The 22,140-nt window shown below is 54.8% G+C and carries 21 protein-coding genes; 11 read left to right on the top strand and 10 right to left on the bottom strand.

Going from position 1 to position 22,140, the window contains the following annotated elements:
- Positions 1-113 precede the first annotated feature (113 nt).
- On the top strand, positions 114-560 hold the full coding sequence (gene aroQ, locus CTT34_RS17700; protein WP_159343584.1) for a type II 3-dehydroquinate dehydratase: 447 nt from the start codon (positions 114-116) through the stop codon (positions 558-560).
- Position 561: 1 nt separating this feature from the next.
- On the opposite strand, the gene CTT34_RS17695 is transcribed toward aroQ, so the two are convergent.
- The 6 genes from CTT34_RS17695 to CTT34_RS17670 all read right to left on the bottom strand — a co-directional run bounded on the left by CTT34_RS17695 (position 562) and on the right by CTT34_RS17670 (position 7,288).
- Positions 562-1,512 carry an AEC family transporter gene (locus CTT34_RS17695; protein ID WP_159343583.1) on the bottom strand — a complete coding sequence of 317 codons (951 nt, stop codon included), beginning with the start codon at positions 1,510-1,512 and terminating at the stop codon, positions 562-564.
- Positions 1,513-1,591: 79 nt separating this feature from the next.
- Positions 1,592-2,470: a shikimate dehydrogenase family protein gene (locus CTT34_RS17690; RefSeq protein ID WP_159343582.1), complete on the bottom strand. Its 879-nt coding sequence runs from the start codon at positions 2,468-2,470 to the stop codon at positions 1,592-1,594.
- The gene (locus CTT34_RS17685) at positions 2,467-4,365 is read right to left on the bottom strand and encodes a bifunctional sugar phosphate isomerase/epimerase/4-hydroxyphenylpyruvate dioxygenase family protein (RefSeq protein WP_159343581.1); all 1,899 of its coding nucleotides are present in this window, start codon (positions 4,363-4,365) and stop codon (positions 2,467-2,469) included. The genes CTT34_RS17690 and CTT34_RS17685 overlap by 4 nt, the downstream gene beginning before the upstream one ends.
- A gap of 28 nt (positions 4,366-4,393) precedes the next feature.
- Positions 4,394-5,659, bottom strand: a complete 1,266-nt coding sequence (locus CTT34_RS17680) for a TRAP transporter large permease (protein WP_159343580.1) — start codon at positions 5,657-5,659, stop codon at positions 4,394-4,396.
- Positions 5,656-6,153: a TRAP transporter small permease gene (locus CTT34_RS17675; RefSeq protein WP_159343579.1), complete on the bottom strand. Its 498-nt coding sequence runs from the start codon at positions 6,151-6,153 to the stop codon at positions 5,656-5,658. The genes CTT34_RS17680 and CTT34_RS17675 overlap by 4 nt, the downstream gene beginning before the upstream one ends.
- Before the next feature lie 88 nt (positions 6,154-6,241).
- Positions 6,242-7,288 (bottom strand): DctP family TRAP transporter solute-binding subunit, encoded by a 1,047-nt coding sequence (locus CTT34_RS17670; protein ID WP_159343578.1) that lies wholly within the window; start codon positions 7,286-7,288, stop codon positions 6,242-6,244.
- A 164-nt stretch (positions 7,289-7,452) separates the two neighbouring features.
- On the opposite strand from CTT34_RS17670, the gene CTT34_RS17665 reads away from it, so the two are divergent.
- From CTT34_RS17665 to pcaG, 8 genes are all read left to right on the top strand, one after another.
- A complete protein-coding gene (locus CTT34_RS17665) occupies positions 7,453-8,157 on the top strand; it encodes a TetR/AcrR family transcriptional regulator (protein WP_159343577.1) in 705 nt (234 codons plus the stop codon).
- Between the two features lie 175 nt (positions 8,158-8,332).
- A complete protein-coding gene (locus CTT34_RS17660; protein ID WP_159343576.1) occupies positions 8,333-9,661 on the top strand; it encodes a class-II fumarase/aspartase family protein in 1,329 nt (442 codons plus the stop codon).
- 187 nt (positions 9,662-9,848) lie between these two features.
- The gene (locus CTT34_RS17655) at positions 9,849-10,667 is read left to right on the top strand and encodes a CoA transferase subunit A (protein ID WP_044629327.1); all 819 of its coding nucleotides are present in this window, start codon (positions 9,849-9,851) and stop codon (positions 10,665-10,667) included.
- The gene (locus tag CTT34_RS17650) at positions 10,667-11,440 is read left to right on the top strand and encodes a CoA-transferase subunit beta (RefSeq protein WP_159343575.1); all 774 of its coding nucleotides are present in this window, start codon (positions 10,667-10,669) and stop codon (positions 11,438-11,440) included. The genes CTT34_RS17655 and CTT34_RS17650 overlap by 1 nt, the downstream gene beginning before the upstream one ends.
- Before the next feature lie 25 nt (positions 11,441-11,465).
- Complete coding sequence (pcaF, locus tag CTT34_RS17645; RefSeq protein ID WP_159343863.1) at positions 11,466-12,668, top strand: 3-oxoadipyl-CoA thiolase; 1,203 nt, start codon at positions 11,466-11,468, stop codon at positions 12,666-12,668.
- Positions 12,669-12,679: 11 nt separating this feature from the next.
- On the top strand, positions 12,680-13,849 hold the full coding sequence (locus CTT34_RS17640) for an alpha/beta fold hydrolase (RefSeq protein ID WP_159343574.1): 1,170 nt from the start codon (positions 12,680-12,682) through the stop codon (positions 13,847-13,849).
- 32 nt (positions 13,850-13,881) lie between these two features.
- Entirely contained in the window at positions 13,882-14,604 is a 723-nt protein-coding gene (gene pcaH / locus CTT34_RS17635) for a protocatechuate 3,4-dioxygenase subunit beta (protein WP_044629330.1), read from the top strand.
- Positions 14,605-14,619: 15 nt separating this feature from the next.
- The gene (gene pcaG / locus CTT34_RS17630; RefSeq protein WP_174788537.1) at positions 14,620-15,252 is read left to right on the top strand and encodes a protocatechuate 3,4-dioxygenase subunit alpha; all 633 of its coding nucleotides are present in this window, start codon (positions 14,620-14,622) and stop codon (positions 15,250-15,252) included.
- 92 nt (positions 15,253-15,344) lie between these two features.
- Here pcaG and CTT34_RS17625 read toward each other — a convergent pair whose 3' ends face one another.
- The 3 genes from CTT34_RS17625 to CTT34_RS17615 all read right to left on the bottom strand — a co-directional run bounded on the left by CTT34_RS17625 (position 15,345) and on the right by CTT34_RS17615 (position 18,471).
- Positions 15,345-16,358, bottom strand: coding sequence for a TRAP transporter substrate-binding protein (locus CTT34_RS17625; protein ID WP_159343861.1), 1,014 nt, complete (start codon positions 16,356-16,358; stop codon positions 15,345-15,347).
- Between the two features lie 80 nt (positions 16,359-16,438).
- Positions 16,439-17,407 carry a PDR/VanB family oxidoreductase gene (locus CTT34_RS17620; protein WP_159343573.1) on the bottom strand — a complete coding sequence of 323 codons (969 nt, stop codon included), beginning with the start codon at positions 17,405-17,407 and terminating at the stop codon, positions 16,439-16,441.
- Positions 17,404-18,471 (bottom strand): aromatic ring-hydroxylating dioxygenase subunit alpha, encoded by a 1,068-nt coding sequence (locus CTT34_RS17615; protein ID WP_159343572.1) that lies wholly within the window; start codon positions 18,469-18,471, stop codon positions 17,404-17,406. The genes CTT34_RS17620 and CTT34_RS17615 overlap by 4 nt, the downstream gene beginning before the upstream one ends.
- A 142-nt stretch (positions 18,472-18,613) precedes the next feature.
- Between CTT34_RS17615 and CTT34_RS17610 the strand changes: the two genes are divergently transcribed.
- Positions 18,614-19,291, top strand: a complete 678-nt coding sequence (locus tag CTT34_RS17610; RefSeq protein WP_159343571.1) for a GntR family transcriptional regulator — start codon at positions 18,614-18,616, stop codon at positions 19,289-19,291.
- Between the two features lie 217 nt (positions 19,292-19,508).
- Positions 19,509-20,702 (top strand): DcaP family trimeric outer membrane transporter, encoded by a 1,194-nt coding sequence (locus CTT34_RS17605; RefSeq protein ID WP_159343570.1) that lies wholly within the window; start codon positions 19,509-19,511, stop codon positions 20,700-20,702.
- A gap of 161 nt (positions 20,703-20,863) precedes the next feature.
- Here CTT34_RS17605 and CTT34_RS17600 read toward each other — a convergent pair whose 3' ends face one another.
- A complete protein-coding gene (locus tag CTT34_RS17600; protein ID WP_174788536.1) occupies positions 20,864-22,099 on the bottom strand; it encodes a thiolase family protein in 1,236 nt (411 codons plus the stop codon).
- Positions 22,100-22,140 lie beyond the last annotated feature (41 nt).

Raw genomic sequence — 22,140 nt, 5'->3', positions numbered from 1 at the left:
TAGCATAGTGTTCGAATAGCGAACAGTTGTGCTTTCTGGCTAGGAGGCGGATGAACAGTTCCCCCACTATGGTAAATTCATACTGTTCGATTCATTCACAAAGAGACAGAACAATGAGCCAGGGTAAAGTCACCGTGTTGCATGGGCCTAATTTGAATCTCTTGGGAGCTCGTCAGCCTGAGATTTATGGCTATGAGAACTTAGAGGATGTGAATAATACGTTGCGTGAAATAGCCGTCCTATCCGGATGGGAGATCAATTGTTTTCAAAGCAATCATGAAGGCGCATTAATTGATGCAATTCACTCGGCACGAGTAGACGGGACCAGTGCCATCATCATTAATCCTGCTGCCTACACGCACACATCGGTCGCTATCCTTGATGCGCTGAATGCTTTTGAAGGAAAAGTGATTGAAGTTCATATCTCAAACGTACACAAGCGGGAAAGCTTTCGCCACCACTCCTATGTGTCACTGCGTGCCGATGGTGTGATTGCAGGCCTTGGGACTTATGGCTATCAGGCAGCTTTAAACTCACTCATAAGCGAATCCGCTACATAGTTTATATATTAAGAATACTGCTGAGTGTCATGAGCCAAATAAGTAGGCTAAGCGTAAAAAAGGAAGCGATCGTCGCCACTAGCATGGCGGTGGCGCTGACGTCTCCTAAGTGATAGCGCTGCCCAAATAGGGGATAGATGCTAATCATTGGTGACGCGGCAAACAGTAGTGCACCCGCCATGTATATTGGCTCAATATTAGGCATCAGTAGAAACGCGACCAAAATGGCCAAGGGGTGAATGAGCAGCTTACCAACCACAATTTGCCCTACATCTTTCATCATTCCTTGAGCGCGCAGACCAAATAACGATCCACCGATGACAAATAGCGCGGCAGGTCCTGCGGCTTCCGCCAGCATATGAATCGCTTTATCAATAGGGGTAGGAATGACGATCCCGGTAGATGCGATGACGATCCCCACGGTTAACCCAATCAGTATGGGGTTTTTGGCCAGGCTTCGTGCCGTTTGGCGCAGGGTGTGCCAAACGTTTGAGCCATGCTGGTTACCCATCTCAGCAAGAATAAGCGCGGTGGGAATCACAAGCAGGTTTTCAACGAGCATATTGAGAGCTAATAGCACCGCAGCCGGTGAGCCAATGACCATCGCGGCGACCGGGTAGCCAACAAATCCGCTATTCGATGCGGCCATTCCGAGCGCTTGCATGGCGCTGGCGTTAAGGGGTTGGCGCTGCAGTTTTAAGCAAAGTACTAAGCCTGCGCCTAACACGGCTATCGAGCCCAAACCGTACGCCAGCAAATAGCTGGGCTGAAAAATCTCGCCTAGTGGCTGCTGGGTTAATGCGCGAATTACCAGGGCTGGCAGGGCACAGTACAGCACAAAAATACCCACGCCTTGCAGCTGTTCGCGCTGGATAACCCCGCTCCACCGAGCTATGTAGCCAATACCAATCAGCAGAAAAATAGGGGTGGTAATGGCTAGGATGGCGAGCATGGAAGTCTCTCCAGCGCATTAGGAGGTTGAAAGGCTCAAGTTCGAATGGCGAATAATTGTACGCTATTGCGAGAGTCTATCACGGCACACGGTGTGCTCTTGGTGAGACAAGTTGCTCGATATAGTGCGTGCGCAGGGGGATCACATGAGGCGTAATCTGTTCAGCGCTGAGGTGGCCATGGGTGAAAAATCGAAATGCGTCCACGCCCTGAAAGACGAACAGGTCAACGCCGGAGAGCGTTTTCGCTTTTGCTCGATGAGCCGCCATTAACAGCTCGGTATGGGCCGGAATATAAACCGCATCAAACACCCAGTGCTGAGCGCCGAGGCCGGTGGTATCGATAGGGCAACCGGGATGGTTGATGTGTCCAATGGGGGTGCAATTCACGACTCCTTGCCACGTTGGCAGTTCGCGCTGCGCTTGCTCGGCTGAAACGCACTCCGCTGCGATGCCCATGGCGTTAAGATCTCGGCACAGGGTGTCGGCACGCTGCTCGTCGCGCTCCAGAATATGGATACAGTGGGCAGACAGCTCACCGAGCGCACATGCCACGGCGCGTCCTACGCCACCGGCACCGATCAGTAAGACATCGCCCGCTGGCTGGCTGTCAAACGAATGGCGGTAGGCGCTAATAAAACCCGTGTAGTCGGTGTTTTCGGCTCGCAACCCCTGTTCATCGAACAGTAACGTATTGGCGGTACCGACTCGTTGTACGCCTTCTCCGCAGATGTCCGCTAATTTTGCGGCTTTCTCTTTAAAGGGAAAGGTGACGTTGGTGCCCCGGTATCCCTCTGCGCGCAGCGTTTGAATCGCGCAGGCGAAGTCGAAATCCGCGATACCCAGGCTGTCCACTAAGTCGTAGCGGACAGCCACGCCCAATGATGCGCCTAGGCGTTCGTGCAAGTCGGGAGATTGTGATTTGGCGATACCTTCGCCGACGAGTCCTAATTTGATCATGCTGGGCGCTCTCCCGTGTCGCGACGAGTGTTGTCCGTGTCACCATTAATATCTGAGGCTAAGAGGTCAGCTTCCAGGCGCTGCTGTGCCGTGACGCGTACAAAGGCATTTGGCGCGCCTAACCCTTGATAGCCCTCTCGCTGCACCAATTCGATGAAGAAGGCTTTATGGTTCGGTTGCGTATAGAGCTGATGGAAGTCGCCGTGACTGTCTTGGTCAAAGAGAATGTGGTGCTCCTGCATCCAGGCGTGCGTTTGTGCAGGGAGATCAAAACGCGCCGCCAAGTCACGATAGTAGTTGCTGGGTATCGGTAGCACTGGGGACTTCGCCTGATGTAAGGCCGTACTGGTATCGCGCATGGAGGTGGTGCTTAAGGCAATGTGATGAACGCCTGAACCACCGTACTGACGGACAAAGCGGTTGCTGGCCGTATCCGGTGAGGTGCTGGCATTGAGCGCCAAGCGAAAATGACCATTGCCGTTTTGGAGGACTTGGCTTTGAATCAAGCCCCGTGGGTCGGTGACATCGAAAGAGGGGGTCACCTCCAACTGGAAGATGGCGCGGTACTGCAGCATCAGTGAAAGATAGTCATGGTAGGAGAGCGCGACGCTGATATGGTCGATATCCACCAGTGACCCTTGGGGAACCGGCTGGCGCTCCACTGGAAATTCGCGATCCCACGTGCGGCTCAGCTGCGAATCGTCGATGATATAGGAGAGGCTGCCGTCGACATTGCGCAGCGCGCTCATTCGGTGGCTTGCCCCTACCTCTTCAGGCTCCACAATCTCGTAACCCAGCTTGTCTGCTCGTTTAAACGCCTCATACGCGTTGCCTACACGCAGGCCAATCGCTGTGACGGCCGTGGCGTCACGCCCTGGTACACGGCCCGTAAAGCTTGATTCAGTATTCAATACTAAGTTGACGTCGCCTGCGGCCCAGCGCTCGGCGTTCAGCGTGTGATGCCGACCTACGCAAGCCATTCCCAGTGCGCTGAGCAGCTCGCGCAGCGGTGCCAAATCATTGGGTTCAACCGCTATTTCGAGAAAGGCCACGGACTCAATCGGCTGTGGAGCGGGAATGCCGCTATCGGCTTGCATGCTGCGCAGCAAATGGTAAGAGCGCAAGCCATCGCGGGCGGTTTGGTCGCTGTGGCCCATGCGAAACACATCGTTAAAGATCTCATGGGAGAGCGGGCCGTCGTAGCGAGTCTCTTCCAGCATGGCCATGAATTTATCCATCTGAAGCTCGCCTTGGCCGGGGAAACAGCGGTAGTGGCGGCTCCATGAGAGATGATCCATAGACAGGCGCGGCGCATCGGCGGTCTGTACCAAAAAGATGCGATCGCCGGGAATACGGCCAATGGTGCCTAGCTCTGTTTGGCGCGAGAAAATATGGAAAGTATCCAGCACCAAGCCAACATGAGGGTGGGCGGCACGGCGGACCACTTCCCAGCTGTCTCGGTAATCGTGAATATGTCGACCCCAGGCCAGCGCTTCATAGGCCACGCGTAACTGGCGTTTAGCAGCGCGCTCGCCAAGCTCGAAAAAATCATCGGCAGCGCGGCTAATCCCGGGGAGTGCATCAGGGTGGACGGTGCTGCATGCCATCAGCAAATCGGTGCCGAGCTCTTCCATCAGGTCGAACTTATGCTCGGCGCGATCAAAGGCCCGTTGCCGCGCGCGGCCCTGTAGCCCTTCAAAGTCACGAAAAGGCTGTAGGGTGACCAGCTTCAAACCGCGGGCGCGAATGAGCTCGCCTGCTTCCCGTGGCGTGCCTGCGAACGCGGTTAAATCGTTTTCAAATAGCTCAAGCCCTTCAAAGCCTGCCTGCGCTATCGCGTCTACTTTCTCTTCCAGTGATCCGCTGAGGCAAACGGTAGCAATCGATGAGTACATAGCATCATGCTCCTTGTAATGGTGGAGATCAGTAGCCAGCCAAGCGTGGCAGGAACGTCACTAAGGACGGTACAAAGGTAATGAGCAGCAGCACTAAGAACTGGACCGCGAGCATGGGCATAATGCGACGGATAATGGGGCCCATACCCACGCCTGAGACGGAGTCCGCAACAAAGAGACAGAGACCCATGGGAGGGGTGATCAGGCCCATCATTAAGTTAAAAATAACCACAATGCCGAAGTGCAAGGGGTCAATGCCCAGCGCCATGGCAATGGGGTGAAGGATGGGGACAAGCACCAAAATAGCGGCAATGCCTTCTAGAAATAGCCCGACCACCAGCAGCAAAAGAATAACGGCAATGAGGAAGGTCCATTGGGTATCAATGCTCATTAAGGCCCATTCTGTCAGCATGTTGGGCACACGCTCGAACGTTAACACCCAGTTGGCGGCGGCCACGGCACCCATAATGACCATGATCACTGCACTATCGCGCATGGCGCGGGCAAAGATACCGGGCAGGTTGACCAGTTTGATATTGCGGTAGAGCACCACGCCGAGAATCAGCGCATACACGACGGCAAACGCTGCCGCCTCCGTAGGCGTGACAATGCCCGCAAGAATGGCGCCCACCACAAACACCGGCATGAGCGCAGGCAGTAAGCCATGCAGTAACGCGTGACGCCGTGACTGCTGTTTTACCTTCGCCGTACTAAGGTCGCCTGCAAAGAAGTAGACGTAAATTGAGAGCCCAAGGGCAAGTAAGAAACCAGGCACGATACCGGCTAAGAAGAGCCCCGGCACCGAGACGCCCGATACGGTAAGCGCGTAAATAATGACCGGAATGCTAGGGGGAATAATAGGGCCAATCACGGATGAAGCCGCAGTGAGGGCGGCAGCAAAGTCGCGTGGATAACCCTCCTTTTCCATCGAAGGAATGAACACTCGGCCAAGCGCTGACGTATCCGCAATCGCTGAGCCCGAAAGCCCGGCAAAAATCACAGATGCCCATATATTGACGTGTGCAAGTCCGGCCTTGAGTCGGCCAACAATAGCGCTGGCTAGGTTAATAATGCGGTGGGTGATACCGGCTTCGTTCATCAGCTCGCCGGCTAAAATAAATAGCGGAATAGCCAGCAGCGGAAAAGACTCCATGCCACCAAAAAACTGCTGCGACACGATGCGAATGTGGTACGGCAAATCACCGGCGCTCATTAGTACCGTGAGAGAGCCTAAAATCGCAAAGGCAAACGGCACACCCAGTAAAATAAGCGCTACAAGTAGTATAAAAATCATGAGGATGCCTCCACGTCGGCTGGCTGACTCAGTCGCAGTGCACCCATGACGAGCGCTGAGAGGCTAAGTAACCCACCGCCTAATAACATAGAGGCTTGGAACAGCCACATTGGCATGCCGGTACTTGATGAGGTGCGCCCGCCCCGTGCTGAGATAAACTCAACCGCTGACACCATTAAGCCGATGCCGACAGCGAGCACCACTAAGTCAACAGCGACCGCTTGCCAACGCATCCAGTGCGCAGGCAGTAAACGGCGGATAAGGTCGAATCCGATATGCTTATCTTGTAAATAGGCCCAGGCCATACCGAACATCAGGCCATAAATCATTAAGTAAATAGCGGTGTCTTCTCCCCAGCTAATGGAGCCGCCATAGGTGTAGCGCGCAAACGCATTGCCCGCGACCAGCAGGAAAATCAGCATCATGGCAAGCCCTGCCAAACTGCCATTAAAAAGTATGAGGCCACGGTGTATCCGGCTGAGAAGAGCAGACATAAAGGCACCTTCAATCAATAGTCAGGCACGCAAGGGGGCGAGTAGGCCACTATGGGTCTACTCGCAAGCACTCGCTTTGAATGGCATGTTAGAAGCGTGAGGAAGCGTCATTCACTGCGGAAGAGAGGCGATCGATCCACTCGGCATCATCGCCAAGCTCATTGCGCAGATAGGCCTGTACGGGCGGTTGTGCTGCTTCCCGGAAAGCCTTCATTTGTTCAGCGGTTGGCTGAGTGATCTCCATGCCTTCTGCTTGCAGCTTGGTAATCCCTTCAGCGGAGTTGAACTGCTGAATGGCACGGCCGGTGGTGCCTGCTACCACGGCAGCACGGTTCACTGCGGCTTGCTCTTCTTCAGAAAGCGACTGGAATATCTCATCGTTGATGAGGATGTGATCGACACCATACACATGGCGATCAAGCGTGAGGTAATCCTGGAATTCGTAGAAGTTGTTGCCGTAGATGACGGAAATAGGGTTTTCCTGGCCATCAACAACGCCCGTCGCCAGTGCCGTGGGCACTTCACCCCAGGCGATACCCTGTGGCTCACCACCCAGCGCGGTGACCATTTCTAGGTAAAGCGGGATGGTTTGCACTCGGAATTTCAAACCCTGCATGTCTTCAGGGGTATGAATGGGGCGGACAGAGTTGGTGAAATGACGAAAGCCAGTTTCCCCATACGCCAGAGTACGCAAGCCGGTTTGTTCGAGGCAATGTTCAGCGAGTGCCGTACCAAACTCACCGTCCATAACTTCCCAAGCGACGGGCGCAGATGGGAAGGTGTACGGAATATCTGTCACCGCAACGGCTGGGCAGAAGTTAGCGTAGGCGCCGGAGACCATCGCAATACTAATGGTGCCATCCTGTGCACCTTCAATCAGTTCAGTTTCACCGCCTAAAGAACCCGCCGGATAGAGCTCAACCGTCAGATCGGTTTCGGCTTCTACTAGGTTTTTGAAGACTTGACCGGCCGCGCCCTTTTTAGAAGTTGTCCAGTCGTCAGGGTCCACATGGGCAAAGCGTAAGGTTTGTGCTGAGGCATGGGCCGCAGAGAAGAGTGCAGCCGTGGTGATAGCCACTGTTAGCGTGCGTTTCATAGATGTTTTTTGTAGTGAAAACATGGGGCGTAGAGACATTATTGTTGTCCTCTTGTCGAGCCATTGTCATGGAGCTTGAAAAGCCATGAAGGTAGCGCGCATGGCCATTTCACTGTGTCCCAATCAACAATGTACGAAATGGTACGTTCAGTCAAGGTATGGCATACTAGACCAAAGACGATCACGATAATAAAGGCCTATCAATGACAGCCAAATCCCACGCTTCTTCGTCCTCCTCTCCACGACGTGGTCGTAAAAACGACCCTGAGTCTGTCCAGGCCGATATTCTTGCGGTCGCCACTCGAGAATTCTCAGAAAAAGGTTTGTCAGGGGCGCGAATTGATGAAATCGCTGAAAAAACGCGCGCCTCTAAGCGTATGATTTATTACTACTTCAAAGATAAAGAGACGCTTTACTTACATACGTTAGAAGCGGCTTACCAAAAAGTGCGCTTGCAAGAAGCTGAGCTACAGCTAAATCATTTGGCCCCGATAGAAGCACTGAGCCGATTAGTGCGGTTTACGTTTTGCCATCATGCTAAAAATCCCGATTTTATTCGCCTCGTCATGATTGAAAATATTCATCATGGCCGCTATCTGGCGCAATCGAAGCTGATTCAGTCGCTAAATGCGGGGGTGATTGATGCCCTTACCAACGTATACAACCGCGGTGTTGAAGAAGGCTGTTTTCGTGAAGGGTTAGATCCCCGTGAGCTTCATTGGCTCATTAGTGCGCTGTCATTCTTTAATGTCTCCAACCAGCACACGTTTTCACGCATTTTCGATTGGAAACAGGCGGCACCGGAGAATCAGCGCAAATTGGAAGACCATGTCACGGACATGGTGATGCGGTACGTGTTGCCGGATGATGCCGCGATAGCAAAACCACAGATAGCAAAACCACAGTAAGCAACGATAGCGCCCATTTCCAAATTTTGGTTGCCTGATAGGCAGAGGTCTATTTAGCCTATAGTTCGAAGAGCGAACATAAGTACAAACATAAGTACAAGCAAGTCAGTAAGCTCAGAACTATCGTCTCTTGGCACTCTGTTGCCAAGGTGTTGCTAAAGGAGGCTTCATCGCCATGCCCGCTATATTTACCAAACACCCCTTCATGAGCCAGCCCGCCTTAAACGCATGCGATGAGCACGCCATGGTGAATGCCATGCTGGCCTTTGAGCTAGCCCTTGCTGAGGTGCAGGAAACCAGCGGCGCCGTACCGGCCGGAGTTAGCCAGCAAATGCGTCACCAGTTGGAAAATGCCACCTTCAGCGTCGCCACCATTGCGGATGGCATTGCCAGTGGTGGCAATGTGGCGATTCCTTTTGTGAAGCAGGGGCGTGCGCTTTTGGCAGATGACCTCAAGCGTTACTGGCATCAAGGGGCGACGAGCCAGGACGTGGTCGATTCGGCGCTGATGCTGCTGCTGAAACCGCGCTTGGCGGCGCTGAATGCCTTGCTGCTGCGCTGTCGTTCAGCGGCGATAGCGCTGATGGAAGCTCACACAAAGACTGTGATGGTGGGGCGCACCCTGATGCAGCAGGCGCTGCCGATTACCTTTGGGGTCAAGGTGGCCCACTGGGCGATTGGCCTAGAGCAGAGTCGACGTCAATTGGCAGAGGTGGAGTTACCCGTGCAGTTTGGCGGGGCGGTGGGCGTGCACTCAGGGTGGGACAACCTGGGGCTAGAGTGGATGGACGCCTTGGCTGAGCGGCTGGGGCTGTCTGCGCCTGTGCTTCCCTGGCATACCGACCGCTATCCGATCCATATCCTCGGCACGGCATTGGATGCAGTCGCGGGGGCGGCTGAAAAAATCGCCCTTGATGTTTCGCTACTGACGCAAACCGAAGTAGGCGAAGTGGCAGAGCCTTTTGCTCCTGGGATGGGCGAGTCATCGTCAATGCCTCATAAGCGTAACCCCGTACGTAGCGCACTGATTAAGGGGGCAGCGCGACAAGTGCATGGCCATACCAGTGTATTGATCCACGCTGCGGCTCAACCTCTTGAGCGAGGGTTGGGCGAATGGCATGCAGAGTGGGCGCCGTTAGTCGAAAGTACTCTGCTGGTAGAAGGTGCCTTGGAGCAGGTCGCCGCACTGTTGGAAGGGCTCGAAGTGAACTCTGAGAATATGGCGCGCAACTTGGCGGCCACGGGTGGGGGCATCATGGCCGAGCCGGTAGCCCGATTATTGGCTCCCACCCTAGGCACTGATAAAGCCAAAGCCATCAGTGCAGAAGCAGCGGAAACCGCTCGTTTAGAAGCCCGTGCCTACGCAGATGTGCTCTCAAGCCATCCTGATGTGCAGGATATTATCGACGCCGATGCGCTGCGTGATGCCTGCAATCCAGCTTTATACCTTGGTAGCAGCGAAAAGCAGGTGACGCGTGCCCGTGCATGGCTGCTTTCTGATTAAGCGATTGTTTATACGTGTTTTTTTAGTTTATTAGTCACCTCTGTGCTGTTCGCTCATTGTCCGGGAAACTCAGCCGCCATTTGACCCCATAGGTGTTCGGAAGTAACTTGTTCGTATTAAGAATCTATGTTCGTTTGTCGAACAAATACCGACAAGTATGGCAACGACCAGCTAAGAGGCACCTAATATGGCCGAGTTTCTCAGCTTGCATGACGCAGTAGCGCGCTACGTTCAAGACGGCGCTACCGTGGCCATGGAAGGCTTTACCCATCTGATTCCTTTTGCGGCGGGTCATGAAGTGATCCGTCAGAAAAAGCGTGATCTAACGCTGATTCGCATGACCCCCGATATTATTTACGATCAAATGATCGGCGCGGGTTGTGCCAAAAAAGTCATCTTCTCGTGGGGGGGCAACCCTGGCGTGGGATCGCTGCACCGCCTGCGTGATGCGGTTGAGAAAGGCTGGCCCTGTAAGATCGAGATTCTTGAGCACAGCCACGCGGCCATGGCCTGCGCCTTTGAAGCGGGTGCCGCAGGGTTACCGCTAGCGGTTTTCCGTGGCTATATCGGCAGCGAGCTGCCCAGCGTCAACGATCAAATCAAATTCATTGAGTGCCCGTTTACCGGCGAGCGCTTAGCCGCTGTTCCTTCGGTGCGCCCAGATGTTTCGATCATTCACGCTCAGCGTGCCGACCGCCAAGGCAACGTGCTGGTCGAGGGGATCGTTGGGGTGCAGAAAGAGGCGGTGCTGGCGGCCAAGCACAGCATCGTCACAGTGGAAGAGATTGTCGATGACCTGGGCGCGACCCCTAATGCCTGCGTGATTCCTAGCTGGGCGGTCAGTGCCATTGCGGTGGCAGAGAAAGGTGCGCTGCCTTCTTATACTCACGGCTACTACGGCCGCAGCAACCTCTTCTATAAGGAGTGGGATGCCATCGCTCGCGACCGCGATACCTTTACCCAGTGGCTGGATGACAACGTCTTTAATGCAGGAGGCCAAGCCTGATGAGTCTGGAATATACCTCTTCTGAAATGATGTCGGTCACCGCAGCGCGAGCGCTGGAAAACGGCATGACCTGTTTTGTAGGTATCGGTTTGCCCTCAGAAGCTGCCAACTTGGCTCGACTCACTCATGCACCCGACGTGGTGCTGATTTACGAATCCGGCACCTTGCAAACCAAGCCCGATATTCTGCCGCTCTCTATTGGCGATGGCGAACTGTGCGAATCGGCGCTCACCACCGTGGCAGTGCCGGAAATGTTCCGCTACTGGCTGCAGGGCGGCAAGGTGAGCGTGGGTTTCTTGGGCACCGCGCAGATCGACCGCTTTGCTAACCTTAACACCACGCTGATCGGCGATTACAAAGCCCCAAAAGTGCGCCTGCCAGGCGGCGGTGGCGCGCCGGAAATTGCCACTAATGCAGGTGAAGTCTTTATCACTCTAAAGCACTCGAAGCGTGCCTTTGTGAAAGATGTCGACTTCGTCACTACGCTCGGCTTTGGTCGCGACGGCAAAGGCCGCGACAATGTGCCCAATATTGGCAAAGGCCCCACTCGCGTCATCACCGACCTCTGCGTGATGAGACCCGACCCGGATACTAAAGAGCTGGTTGTGGTGTCGCTGCATCCCGGTGTGAGCCGCGAAGATGTGATTGAAGCGACCGGTTGGGAGGTACGCTTTGCGGAGCAGCTTGAGAGTACCCCTGAGCCTAGCGAAAAAGAGCTGACTATCCTGCGCGAATTAAAAGCGCGTACCGAGCGTGCCCACGCTGGCGAATAAGGAGACTGTTATGAGCGATGTTGTGATGAAAGACGTCTATCTCTGTCATCCCCGCCGCACTGCCGTTGGGCGTTTTGGTGGCACGCTGGCCAGCGTGCGCCCCGATGACTTTGCCGCGACCATCTTTAAAGCCGTCTTGGCCGAAGCGCCAAACCTTGACCCGGCCGCTATTGAAGAAGTCTTTATGGGTTGTGCCAACCAAGCGGGGGAAGATAACCGCAATGTGGCGCGCATGTCGTCGCTGCTGGCGGGCATTCCCACCTCGGTGCCCGGCACGACCATGAACCGCCTGTGTGGGTCGGGAATGGATGCCGTGGGCACCGCCTTTCGCGCTATCAAGGCCGGTGAGATGGAACTGGCCCTGGCGGGTGGCGTGGAATCCATGTCCCGTGCACCCTATGTGATGGGCAAGGCCGACAGTGCCTTCGCCCGGGGGCAGAAAATCGAAGACACCACTATCGGCTGGCGTTTTATAAACCCCGTGATGAAGAAAGCGTACGGAGTGGATTCAATGCCGGAAACGGCGGAGAACGTGGCCGAACAGTTCAATATCTCCCGGGAAGATCAGGACGCTTTTGCTCTGCGCTCACAGCAGAAAGCGGCGGCTGCCCAAAAAGCCGGGCGTTTTGTTCAAGAAATCACTGCTATTGAGATCCCCCGACGCAAGCAGGACCCACTGATCTTTGATCAGGACGAGCATCTGCGGGAAACCACGCTTGAGAAGCTGGCAGCACTGCCTACGCCTTTTCGTGAAGGCGGTAGCGTAACGGCGGGCAACGCTTCTGGTGTCAACGACGGCGCAGCCGCCATGCTGGTGGCCAGCGAAGCGGCGGTTAAACAGCACGGCCTGAAGCCGATGGCGAAAATTATCGGCATGGCCACGGCGGGCGTTGAGCCGCGCATCATGGGTTACGGGCCGGTACCCGCGGTACAAAAACTACTCAAGCGCACCGGTATCGCCATAGACGATATCGATGTGTTTGAGTTTAACGAGGCATTTGCCGCCCAGGCGTTAGCGTGTATGCGCGACCTAGGCTTGGCTGACGACGACCCGCGTGTTAACCCAAACGGTGGTGCGATTGCCCTTGGACATCCGCTGGGCATGTCCGGTGCCCGCCTATTGCTGACCGCTGCCCATGAGCTGCAAAACAGCGGCAAGCGCTATGCCCTGTGCACCATGTGCGTAGGTGTCGGCCAGGGTATCGCCACGCTAATTGAACGCGTTTAACGGAGGTAGGCATGGCTTTTCATACCACCAACGGCCGCAGCGTCGCCTACCGACTGCTCGGCTCAGAAGTGAACCCACTGATCGTGCTGGCGCACCCGCTGGGCATGAGCCAAGCGGTATGGGACGACGTGATCCCCGCGCTGCTGCCCCGCTATCGAGTGCTTACCTGGGACCTGCCCGGCCACGGCGCCAGCCAGGCGGTCAGCGGCACACAGATAACGCCTGCCGATCTGGCTGAAGAGGTGCTAGCGTTGGTAGCGCTGGCGGGCGTGCAACGGTTTCACTTTGCCGGTACCTCCATTGGTGGTGTGGTCGGCCAGCAGCTGATTGCCGCACAGCCTGACCGGCTACTTTCCGCGACGCTGACCAATACGGGGGCGGTAATCGGCAACCCCGATTTGTGGAACATCCGCGCTGGGCGCGTGCGTCAGGAAGGCTTGGCGGCGATGGCTGAGGAAATCGTACCGCGCTGGTTTGCTCCTGCGACGTTCGAGGCAAGCCCCGCACTGAAAGCGGGCTGGTGCGTGCAAATGGGCCGTGGCGATGATGAGTCCTACGCTCAGCTATGCGAAATGCTCGGCCGCGACACCTTTACCGGCAAGCTTTCCGGCAAGCGCGCCAAAGTGCAGCTGTTTGGCGGTAGTGAAGATGTGGCCACACCGCCTGCGGTACTGGACGCGCTCTCTGCGGAGCTCGGTGGCGTCCCGCTGGAGGTTTTTGACGGCGTCGGCCATGTGCCCTCAGTAGAAGTCCCGGCACTGTTCTCACAAAAGCTGCTCGCCGTGCTGGCAACGGATCTAGGCGATGTGGCCAACCAAGGCGTGGCCTACTCGACCGGCCTGGAAACCCGCAAGCAGGTATTGGGAGATGAGCACGTGGCGCGTTCTACCGCCAACGCCAATACCCTCGATGCCCCCTTCCAACAGATGATTACTCGCCTGGCCTGGGGCGAGCTGTGGAGCAACGATGACTTGACCCGCCGTGAGCGCAGCATGATCACCACGGGTATTCTTGCCGCGCTAGGGCGTGAAGAGCTAACCCTGCACTTGAAAACCGCCAAGCGGGTTGGCCTGACTGAAGCCGAGTTGCGCCAAGTGCTCATGCATGTAGCGATTTATGGCGGCGTTCCGGCAGCCAATCACGCCTTTGCCCTTGCGAAAGAGCTGGGCTGGGGCGAGTAGCGAATCACAATAATGGATAAGAGGTAAGGGCGATGACCCACGATAACAAACGCTTTGTGGCCCGTGACCGTAACTGGCATCCGCCTGCTTATGCGCCTGGTTATAAAACCTCAGTAGCGCGCTCGCCCCAGCAGGCATTGGTCAGTATGCAACAGCCCACTGCGTCTGAGCTGACAGGCCCTGATTTTAGCCACCTGCGCATGGGGCCGCATGATAACGACTTGTTAATGAATTTTAGCCAAGGCCAGGGCCTTCCCCAGGGCGAGCGCATTATCATGTTTGGCCGGGTGGTAGATCAGTTCGGCAAGCCCATTCCGCATACGCTGGTAGAAATGTGGCAAGCCAACGCGGGAGGGCGCTACCGGCATAAGAATGATAAGTACTTGGCGCCACTCGACCCTAATTTCGGTGGTGTAGGGCGCTGTCTGACCGATGAGCAGGGCTTCTACCGTTTTCGCACCGTCAAGCCCGGCCCCTACCCGTGGCCCAACGATATGAACAGTTGGCGGCCCGCGCATATTCACGTCTCAGTCACTGGGCCTTCGATCTCTACCCGACTGATCACTCAAATGTATTTTGAGGGTGACCCGCTGATTCCTCTCTGTCCCATCGTGCACACGCTGAAAGACCCGCTCGCGGTCGAGACCATGATTGGGCGACTGGATATGGCGCATAGCAAGCCGATGGACTGCCTAGCCTACCGATTTGATGTGGTGGTACGCGGTGAGCTGCAGACCTACTTTGAAAACCAATAAGGGCGGGGATATCTCATGAATCAGCCTAACAGCCAGCCGACCAGCGACCTGATGCTGCGTGAAACCGCCTCGCAAACCGCAGGCCCCTACGTGCACATCGGTCTTGCCCTCGCCGCTGCCGGTAATCCCGTGCGGGATGAAGAGATCTGGAGCGAGATGGCCAAGCCCGATGCAGAGGGTGAACACATTCAGGTGGTAGGTACCGTTATCGACGGCAACGGCGACCTGGTGCGCGATGCCTTCTTGGAGGCATGGCAAGCGGATGCGAACGGTCACTACCAAGCCGATTACGACCTGAGCAAGCCGTTCAATAGCTTTGGCCGCACGGCCACCACCTTCGATCACGGCAGTGAGTGGTCGTTAACCACCATTAAGCCCGGCGCGGTGAAGCACCCCAGCGGCCAGTTAATGGCCCCGCACATTAACCTCACACTGTTTGCCCGGGGCGTGAACATCCACCTACAAACACGGCTCTACTTTGATGATGAAGCTGAGGCGAACGCCCAGTGCCCGGTGCTATCCCGCATCGAATCTCCGGCGCGTCGGCAAACCTTGATCGCCAAACGTGAAGAGCAGGATGGCCAGGTGCGCTATCGTTTGAATATTCGACTGCAGGGTGAAGGCGAGACGGTGTTTTTTGATTTTTGATCTGTGTGCAGGATTTTGAATACAGCTATAAAGGCAGCCAATTGGCTGCCTTTATAGTATTTCGATAGCGATGGTTACTGCTAGTTCTTAAATTAAGCCGCGCAGCTTTGCTGTAAATCTATCGCGGCCTTGTAGATATCGTTGGCAGAGCCGCCAATGTCATCTAAGTAATCATCAATGGTTTGCTGCAGCACGGGGCCCCATTCAGGATCTTCGAGCGCGTCTTCGATGACGATAAACTCATGCCCGGCCTCGACGGCTTCTTCACGCCCTTGACGTATCATTTCGTCGTAAACCTCTGCCGCGCGAAGCGACCACTCTAAGCCGCTGTGGTCATCAATCACCTGCTGTAAATCGGCTGGCAGGCTGTCGTAGCTTCGCTGGCTCATGGTGGCGAACAGCGAAAGGTCATATAGGGGGACTTCGGTATGGTACTGTGCCAGTTCGTTTAGCCGAAAGGTCTTCATTCCTTCCCAGTTGAAACTGAGGCCGTCGACGACACCCCGCTGCATAGAGGTAAACACATCTGGCGCTGGCATGCCCACCGCTTGGGCGCCAAGGCGCTCGAACATATCACCTACCACTGGCGTGGGGCGGCGTAGTCGAAGCCCCTCGAGATCAGCCGGAGTTTCAATTAGCTGATCTTTGGTATGCAGATAACCTGGGCCGGTAGTAAACAAGAACAGGGGGCGTGTGTCGGCGTATTCCTGTTCAAAGTGTCCCTGATCGTAAAGCGACTGTAGAATGCAGGCCCCTTGGCGAGCGCTTGCTGACACCCCCGGCAGTTCGACGATTTGCGTGAGCGGAAAGCGTCCTGCCGTATAACCTTGGGCTGAGGCGCCAACATCGGCGATGCCCATCACTGCGCTTTCGTAGGTTTGGGCTGATTTTGCTAGCGTCTGGCTGGGGAAAACTTCTACCTTTAACTCCCCATTCGATGCCTCTTCGACGCTTTCAGCCCAGGCTTGAAAAAGCTCACGATCTATCATTGAGCCACCCGGCCAAACGTGCGCCACTCGAAGTGTGGTGCTGGCTTCCACGGAAGGGGCAGCGAATGAGAAGGCGAAAACGCCAAATAGGGTTGCCTTGGCTAGGCGGGTGGGCATTTTATTCATTGTCGTTATCCTGATTACTAGTCAACGGGGTACGTTTTTGTGATTGTTTTTGTAACTGTTTTAATGATGGCTTAAAGATCCAACACAAGGGTTTTACTCTTAGCTCTGGAACAGCAGGGCGTGAACAGGTCGTTGGCCGCGTGCTCATCGTCATCCAGGTATAAATCCCGGTGGTCGGGTTCGCCTTCAAGCACACGGGTCAGGCAGGTGCCGCAGACCCCCTGCTCACAGGACACCATGATGTCGATACCATTTTCAGCCAGCACTTGGTAAACCGTTTTATCGGCGGGCACTGAAAAGGCGGCGCCGCTACTGGCGATACGTACCTCGAAGCTGCCGTCATCTTCGCTGGCTGTTTCTGCGCCTGCAAAGTACTCGGTGTGCAGTTGGTCGGCTGACCAGCCACACTGTTTGCCTGTGGATATGACGGCATTAATAAATCCGCTAGGGCCGCAGACGTAGACCTGGGCATCAGCCTCTGGCTCACTGAGCAATTTTTCCAGATCGAGGGCTGGAGATGCGTCGTCATCGTCCAGGTAGAAGTATGCTCTATTGGCAAAACCTGATGTTTTGATACGCTCACGAAAGGCCATGCGCTCGGCGGAACGTGCGCAGTAGTGCAGCTCGAAATCCGCATCAGTACGCGCTAAACGCTCTGCCATGCACAGCAGTGGCGTTATACCAATCCCGCCCGCCAGCAGGTAAGTGCGCTTTGCGGGTTTAAGCGGGAAATGGTTTTTGGGTGCGCTGATGAGTAGCAGGTTGCCCACTTTAATTTCATCGTGCATGGCGATGGAGCCTCCTCTGGAGGCTTCATTACGCAATACGCCGATCAAGTAGCGGTCCCGCTCTTCAGAGTGGTTGCACAGAGAGTATTGCCGGATCACTCCCTCTTTAACCTGCACGTCGATATGGGCGCCTGCGCTGAAGGGAGGAAGTGGGCGGCCGTGAGGGTCGACAAGCTCAAAAGTGACGATGCCAAGCGCCTCCTCGTGGCGCGCTTTGACTTCAACGACTAGCGATAGAGCGGGATGACTCATGCTGGCAGCTCCTTGGTTTGTGTTGCCCGCTCTTCTGTCAGAATACGGTCAATGATACGGCGTGCCTGTACGCCGCCGCCGTCGATATTGAGTTTCAGCAGTTGGCGATCAGGATATCGAAGTAGGTTACGCTGCTGTGCCTCGAGCATCTCAAGATCCTCTTCGAAGATCTTGCCCTGTCCCTCACGGATCTTATCGGTAAGCGCTTGGTCGTCTGGCTTGAAGTTGCGTGCCATCCCCCAGAAGTACCAGATAGAGGTGTCTGATTCTGGGGTGATAAAGTCGACCACAATACTTGAGGCTCTCACATTCGCCGGAGCATTGGCCCCGCCATTGCCCGCATGGGCGACGCCGACTTCAATTAACACATGGCTAGGAGGCGTAAAGCGGCAAATCTGCCAGCGATCAACGGGTACGTCGTCAGCAAGCCCGTTTCCCCTGAGGGCAGCCTGCCAGAAAGGCGGTGCGGGTATGTTTTCCATTTCACGGCTGGTGACCACTTCATCGCCGTTCACCGTTGTTTCCGGTGCAGCCTCTTCAATCTCGGGTTGGCCAATGCTGGAGGCGTGCACATAGGTCTCATGGGTAAGATCCATGAGGTTGTCGATCATCAGACGATATTCACACTGAATATGGTAGAGACCGCCGCCATAAGCCCAGTCAGGGTTATTGGCCCAGTGCAGCTCGGGAATCAAGCTGGTGTCAGCTTTATCGGGGTCGCCGGGCCAAATCCATATGAAGCCGTGGCGCTCTTCAACAGGGTAGGAGCGATTGCTCGGAAAGCCGCGAACCCGTTGACCAGGCATACTGTCGCATTTGCCGCTGCAGTTCATTTCAAGGCCGTGGTAGCCGCAAACCAGTTTGCCATCTCGCACAAAACCCAGGGACAGCGGAGCGCCACGGTGAGGGCAAAAATCTTCCACGGCGGCGACGCGACCTTCATCGCCACGGAAGAAAACTAGTTGCTTATTACAAATAGTTCGTCCAAGTGGCTTTTCGGTAAGCTCATCAGGGGTGCAGGCGACGTACCAAGTATTTAAAGGAAAGGGGGCTTGTTGAGTCACGGTTAACTCCTTTTTGGGTTGGTGTTGTAATTATGCTTATTGGATCCAAAGTAAAGGCTAGGAAGGTTTTTGCAGTCAACCTATACTTTCGTAGATCTCGCTAATGAATAGCTAAGCAGTGTTGATATGAGAGAAAAATCAAATGAGTAACAATGATAAAAGTGTCGTTAGCCAGCTACGTAAATTAATCAGTGAGGGCGCGTACTCTCCAGGAGTGCGCCTTGGTGAAGTCGCGGTAGCGGAGCAGCTGGGTGTTTCTAGAACGCCGGTCAGGCTGGCTTTTCGCACTCTGGAGCAGGAGGGGTTGCTGCAGCAGGCGGGCAAACGCGGGTTTATGGTGCGTGAGTTTACCCAAGCAGATGTGCATTGTGCGGTTGAGGTTCGCGGGGTGTTGGAAGGACTGGCTGCACGTCATCTGGCGGAGCAAGGTCTACCGGCTAATGTCGCTAAGGAGCTGGATTTTTGGATCCAAAAAGGAAAAAAGCTGATAGCCAAAGGCTACCTTGTTGAATCAGATATCAATCAATGGAGTGAACTCAATACGCATTTCCATAGCATCATCATCCATGCCATTGGCAGCGATGTCGTGGCAGATGCTATTTCACGCAATAACCACCTTCCCTTCGCTGCCGCCGACTCGATCATCATTGATAGCGATGATTTAGTGCGAGAGTTCAAAAAGTTGCAGTTGGCGCAGTTTCATCACCAGCTTATATATCAATCACTTAAGCGTGGTGAGGGGGCGAGGGCAGAAATGTTGATGCGTGAGCATGCGCTTATTGGGCTGCGTTACCCTGAGCTACTGGCTGATTCTGAATAGAAAGGTGGCTTGTTTAGTTACAATATATAATCAAACCAAAGTATTAATGGCTTTAAATTATTTAAATTCAATGTCTTATATGGATATTGAAATGAATTACCTCCATTTTAATTGACAGATGGAGGTTTTTTTCGCAGCTTTGGTACGTAATGCGGATCAGAGTTCGCATTAAGAACAATTACAACTTAACCATTACGACCAAAAGCAGAGACAAACAATGAAAATTAACCACTTTGTCGCGTGTGTTCTTCTCGCTCCCTGTGCGCTTGCTTCCCAGGCCCATGCATTTGATGTTGTAGAAGCCGGGCAGCCTATCGTTACCGGAGAGCCCAGCCGAGTAGGCCCACCCTGGAATCATCGATCAACGATTAATATTCCAGGCACCAAAACAGATATTGCCTTTGGGGGGTACGTTAAACTCGATGCGTTTTACGACTTCGACTACGATCTGGGGACATCAACTGATCCTTACGCCGTGATGAACCCAGGCAATAGAACCGATGGTAGAACCAGCTTTACGGCCTATGAGTCCCGCCTGAATTTCCGCACCCATACCGCCACTGACTATGGGCGTTTAACCACTTACTTCGAAGGTCATTTTGTGCCCGATGGTAAGTTTGGGTTGCGCCATGCGTATGGCGAGCTGAACGGGTTTCTCGCCGGGCAAACGTGGTCAAATTTTATGAGCTTCGTGGGCGGAACACGTACCCTGGCACTAGGGGATCCTAAGGGCTACGCCTTCGAGCGGCAGGCTCAGTTGCGCTATACGCAGCCTGTCGGGGAGGGGAGTTTCTCTGTGGCACTGGAAAACCCCACTACAGTTATAGCCCGCAATGATGCTTCAGTAGCCGATGGGGAGAGTCAGCTGCCAGATTTGACGCTGCGCTATGAATATAAGCGCTTATTTGCACTATCGGGGATAGCGCGTCAGCTTTCGACCAATAACATCACCAATACCATTGATGACGACGTCACTGGCTATGGGGTGCAGGCGCAGTTTAATTTGCCCTTTAATGCCTCCACCAGTTTGCGCGGCAGTGCCACCTTCGGTGAGGGTATCGGTAACTATATGGGTAACCCTGGCAACGTAGGTCACCGTAACGCACCTGACGTCTATGTGAACGGTAACAATCTTGAGGCTATTGAAACCCAGGCATTTGGTCTGTCACTTAATCACTACTGGACGGATAGCTGGTTCAGTTCTGTGGGCGTTTCGCGTCTTCAGCAAGACCTGCCCGCAGGCTATGGCGACCATTTCGAAACGCTCGACTATGGGTTTGCCAATGTGATTTGGGATGTTACCGAGCGCATGTCAGTCGGTCTTGAGTACCAGCATGCGGATATCGAACAGGTGAATGGGGTCTCCAATGATGCGAGTCGCCTTCAGGCGAGTGCCACCTTCCAGTTCTAGCGATCTATGTTTTGCAGTGACGTGAAGGTGTAAGTGATTTACTGCTGTTTCGATCACGTTTTAGGCTGGCGCTTTGCCAGCCTTTTTTGGGTCACGTATGGAAAAGGGTGTTTTCTCTAGCGTGCACAGAAGGGCGTAGATTAAAGACTTGAACGAACGATTTATTCGGCTGAGTGCTCAAGCAGAATGGCCATGCCTTGACCGCCGCCAATGCAAGCGGCCGCTATGCCATAGCGCAAGCCATCACGCTTGAGTTGTCGGGCCAAGGACATTGCTAGCCGCAAACCCGTTGCGGCCAATGGGTGGCCAATGGCGATAGCTCCACCATGAACGTTGAGCTTAGTTAGGTCGATATCCAGTTCACGGACGACTGCAAGCACTTGCGCACCCTGAGCCTCATTGATTTCGAAGCGGTCAATATCATTGAGAGTGAGGCCGCTACGTTCCAGCAGTAGCCGAATAGCGGGTGCTGGCCCAATACCCATGGTCTCGGGGGCTACGCCAACCACGGCCGTGGCGCGCAGGCGTGCGAGAGATGACTTGGCCGCGTGAGTGCCCGCCATCACCAGTGCGGCTGCAGCGCCGTCGACAACGGCGGCGCTGTTACCTGCTGTTTGTACGCCGTCGTCGTATACCGGTGGCAATTGGTTCAATACCTTCCGAGGCGAAGGCCGGATATGCGTATCTTGGTCTACGCGAATAATTTTACGAGGTAGACAAATACTCCTATCACTATAACCGGGGAGGGAGAAGGTTTCGTTTTTAACAGCAATAATATCCGCGGAGAGGATCGCTTGCGCTTGGGCTTCGACCGCCAGGGAGAAGCTGCGCTCGGCATAGGCGTCTACCTGCTCCCGAGTGATGGCATAGCGCTGCGCCAGTGTGTCGGAGGTCTGAATCATTGATACATTGGGTGCTGGATCCATTAGCGCTTCCCATAGGAAGTCTTTGAAGTCCACCTGTGCACCCAGTTTGAAGCCACCACGGTGCGTATAGGCTGCAATCGGATTGCGGGTCATGGATTCCGTGCCGACGCACAGCACGCACTTGGCCTGCCCGAGTGCAATCTGTTCCGCAGCTTGTTTCAACAGCTCAAAACCGGTGCCGCAAACACGCTGTGTGTGTAGCGCAGGCACTTCCTGAGGGACGCCTGCATACAATCCAATATGGCGGGGGAGTAAATAGGCGTCGAAACTTGCCTGTGCAACTGACCCGGCGATCACAGAGTCAACGCATGTCGGTGGCGTGCCGCTCAAGTCTAGTATTGCTTTGGCGACCTTGATGCCCAGGTCAGTGGGTGAAATCGCCCCCAGGACACCGTTCAGGTCGGTGAACGGTGTACGTAAAGCGGCAACTAAGTGGGTATCCTCAAATGCCGTGTAGTGCCCGCGTGTCATAATTATTCTCCAAAAAATAGCGTAGCGGGCGGCATATGGCC

Origin of the sequence: Halomonas meridiana, assembly GCF_009846525.1 — a bacterium.
Classification (GTDB): Bacteria; Pseudomonadota; Gammaproteobacteria; order Pseudomonadales; family Halomonadaceae; genus Vreelandella.
This window is presented reverse-complemented; position numbering and strand designations above follow the sequence as displayed.